Source organism: Beijerinckia sp. L45, assembly GCF_009765775.1.
In the GTDB taxonomy this organism is placed as follows: Bacteria; Pseudomonadota; Alphaproteobacteria; order Rhizobiales; family Beijerinckiaceae; genus RH-AL1.
This window is the reverse complement of sequence record NZ_LMUU01000176.1, coordinates 1-3139: the sequence shown is the minus strand read 5'-3', so window position 1 is coordinate 3139 and position 3139 is coordinate 1. Positions and strand designations below refer to the sequence as shown.

Sequence of the window (3139 nt, the reverse complement as noted above, 5' to 3'; positions counted from 1 at the left end):
GAGATGCGTGCCGGTGAGGCCGAGGTCGATGCGCAGCACGTCAGCGAGATGCGTCCGCGGCTGCACGCTGATCGTCGTGTCCATGCCGTTGACGCTGAAGTTGACGGTTTTGGGATCAGCCACGGGCGACACCCTGGCTTGCGGCCAAAACCTCGGCGACGACGCGGCCGAGGAGGACGCGAGCGAGATGCAGCCGCGCCGCGCCGGACATCTGCGGGTCGGTCGGCGGATCGAGGTCGGCAGCGAGCGACTCCTGTGCCAGGCGGATACGATCGCCGTCGGCGACGGCTGCGTCCATCAGGATTGCCGCCGCCGCATCGGCCAGCAGCGGACGGTCGCCCACGGAGAAAAACGCCGGCGCCACCACGGCGAACAGTGTTCGGCCTGGAAGCGGGCGCCCCTGAAGCGCGACGCCGACGAGGGCATAGTCGCCACTGCGTCGCGCCAATTCTGCAAAACCGGAACGAAAGCCTTCGCCGAGGGGATCGATGTCCACGGCGACGAGGATTTCGCCGGCCTTGATCGCCGTCTCGTGCAGGCCGAGGAAAAAGTCCGCGGCCGCCACGGTGCGCGTGCCGTCGCGTCCGGCGATATGGAGCATGGCGCCGAGCGCCAGAACGCAGGCCGGAAATTCCGATGCCGGATCGGCGTGGGCGATGCTGCCGCCGAACGTGCCGCGGTTGCGGATCGCGGCGTGAGCGACGTGCTTGACCGCCAGCGCGAGCAGCGGCACATGCGCGGCGATCAGTGCCGATCGTTCGATGTCGACGTGGCGCGTCAGCGCGCCGATGCGCAGGCGCTCGACGCCATCGACTTCGACGAGCCGGATGCCGCGCAGTTCGGCGAGCGCGCCGATGTCGACCAGCATCTCGGGGGCGGCCAGACGGAGGTTCAACGCCGGCACGAGGCTCTGGCCCCCGGCAATAAGGCGCGCGTCGGGACCATGACGGTGCAACAGGTCGACTGCGTCCTGCAACGACCGCGCGCGCTCGTATTGGATATCCCGTGCCTTCACGCGGCCTCCATCCCAATGCGCCAGACTTAAGCCGGCGTTCGTCTTATTGACCGTTTGGTCACGAATGTGATTGTGGACGCAGAAGCCGTCAAGAGTAAATGACCATATGGTTGCAAAGGCGTCGAAGAGCCGAACGGGGGATGAGGCCGCGGCGCCACGCCGGCCGCGGATCGCGGCTGCCGACCGCGAGCGCATGATCCTCAGCGAAGCCATCCGCTTCTTTGCGGAGGAAGGGTTCGATGGCCAGCTCCGGGTGCTGGCCGCACGGCTTGGCATCACCCACTCCGTGCTGTTCCGGCATTTCCCGAGCAAGGACGCGCTGATCGCGCGGGTCTACCAGGACGTCTACGTCAGGCGCATGCGGCCGGAGTGGGCGGCGTCGCTGTGCGACCGCTCCACGCCCCTCGACGATCGGCTCGGCGCCTTTTATCGCGACTACACCGACGCGATCTTCCATCGCGACTGGATCCGCCTCTTCATGTTCGCCGGACTGAAGGGCGTGGACATCAACGCCCCCTATCTCGCCCTTCTGCGCGATACCGTGCTGCTGCCAATTTGCATCGAATATCGTGTGGCGTCGAACGATCGGGGATCGCTCGACAGGCCGTTGTCCGACCGGGAAATCGAACGCGCCTTAGGCCTACACGGCCGCATCTTCTACCTGGCAATCCGAAAATTCGTTTATGGCCTGACCATCCCGGAAAACCTTGGCGGTACGATCGGCGATGCCGTCGCGGCCTTCTTGAGCGTCCAGCCGGATGCACCGCCGGAAGCGACACCGCGGCTCACGTCCGCGACGCTCGGCGCGGCCGAAGCCGGACCGCGCCGCCGCATGCCGCCGCACGAACGCGAGCGCTTCATCGTCGACGAAGCTGTCCGGTTCTTTGCGGAACACGGCATGGCCGGGCAGATGCGCGAGCTCGCCAGGCGGCTCGGGGTGACCCACCCCCTGCTCTATCGCTACTTTCCGACCAAGGCCGCCTTGATCGAACGCGTCTACGAAGAGGTCTATCTCGATCGGTGGAACGCGGATTGGGAGGCATCGTTACGCGATCCGTCGCGACCGCTGTCCGAGCGGCTGACGACCTTCTACATCCAGTACAGCAAAGCCATCGACCGCTACGAATGGATCCGCATCTTCGTCTTCGCCGGGCTGCATCAGGTCGATATTTGTGCGCGTTACCTTGATCTCGTCCGGCGTCAGATCATCGAGCCTGTCGCCGACGCGCTCCGCGCCCAGCGTCTGTTACGGTCGTCGGCGGACGACCGCGCCCTCGAGATCGCCTGGGGCCTGCACGGCCAGATCGTCTACATCGCCATCAGACGATGGATCTATGGTCTCGAGCCCCAAGGTAGCCTCGACCGCATCATCGAGGATGCGGTCGCCGGTGTGATCGGGATGGCACCCTGTCACACCGGCACGGCCAAGTCGTCGACGCCGATCTGACGATTTACGCTCGCACCAGCGGAAACGCTCTGCGCCAGATATTTCGCGCCGACGCTTCCAAGAAGCTCGGCGCCGCCAAATCGCGGCAGGTTTCCCAAAACTCGGCCATTTCGGGAAACGTCTCGAGAAAATCGGTTTCGCGGCGGCGATCGTGTTCGGAAAAAAACCGAAAGAAGTCGGCGCGCGTGACGTTCAGCTTTTTTTCCGGCCACGGCGTGCGCATGACCGATCGGATCCGCTTGAGCTCGATCAGTTCCATCGCGGTCGCTTCAGGCGTCCGTTTCATGTCGGCAATGATCTCGTCGACGCGATCGCCATAGCTTTCCGGCAGCAGCATGACGCTCTGGTGCTCGGGGTAGCGCAGGTAAGGAAAGTTGATACCCACGCGCCCGTCCGGCGCAGCGCCCGGACGGCTATCCGGGTAGGCCTTTCGCAGCGCGATCACATCGGCATACATCTGCGAAAAGGTCGTGACCGACAAAGCGTTGAACGCGCACATGATCGCCAGGCGCTGATCCGGCACCGTCTCGAGGAAGCGGCGCACGTTGGCATGCCAGATCGTATAATCGAGACCGTTCCGGATATAGGCGGCGCGGGCGCCATGAGCGTCGATGCTCGTATAAAGCTCGAACTTTCTGACGCAGCCGCCCTGGGCGATCTTTAGAACGAGCTCCAGA

3 protein-coding genes are annotated in these 3139 nt (G+C 64.7%); 1 reads left to right on the top strand and 2 read right to left on the bottom strand.

What is annotated here, in order from left to right:
- Positions 1-115: 115 nt before the first annotated feature.
- On the bottom strand, positions 116-1015 hold the full coding sequence (locus GSQ79_RS19305) for a xanthine dehydrogenase family protein subunit M (protein WP_158810295.1): 900 nt from the start codon (positions 1013-1015) through the stop codon (positions 116-118).
- 106 nt (positions 1016-1121) lie between these two features.
- On the opposite strand from GSQ79_RS19305, the gene GSQ79_RS19300 reads away from it, so the two are divergent.
- A complete protein-coding gene (locus tag GSQ79_RS19300) occupies positions 1122-2462 on the top strand; it encodes a TetR/AcrR family transcriptional regulator (RefSeq protein WP_158810294.1) in 1341 nt (446 codons plus the stop codon).
- 4 nt (positions 2463-2466) lie between these two features.
- On the opposite strand, the gene GSQ79_RS19295 is transcribed toward GSQ79_RS19300, so the two are convergent.
- Positions 2467-3139, bottom strand: a 673-nt coding sequence (locus tag GSQ79_RS19295) for a hypothetical protein (RefSeq protein ID WP_158810293.1), incomplete at its 5' end; no start/stop codon positions are given.

Excerpts from the sequence above, each read along its gene's own strand:
- GSQ79_RS19300 (WP_158810294.1), top strand. The coding sequence starts at position 1,122 with ATGGTTGCAAAGGCGTCGAAGAGCCGAACGGGGGATGAGGCCGCGGCG.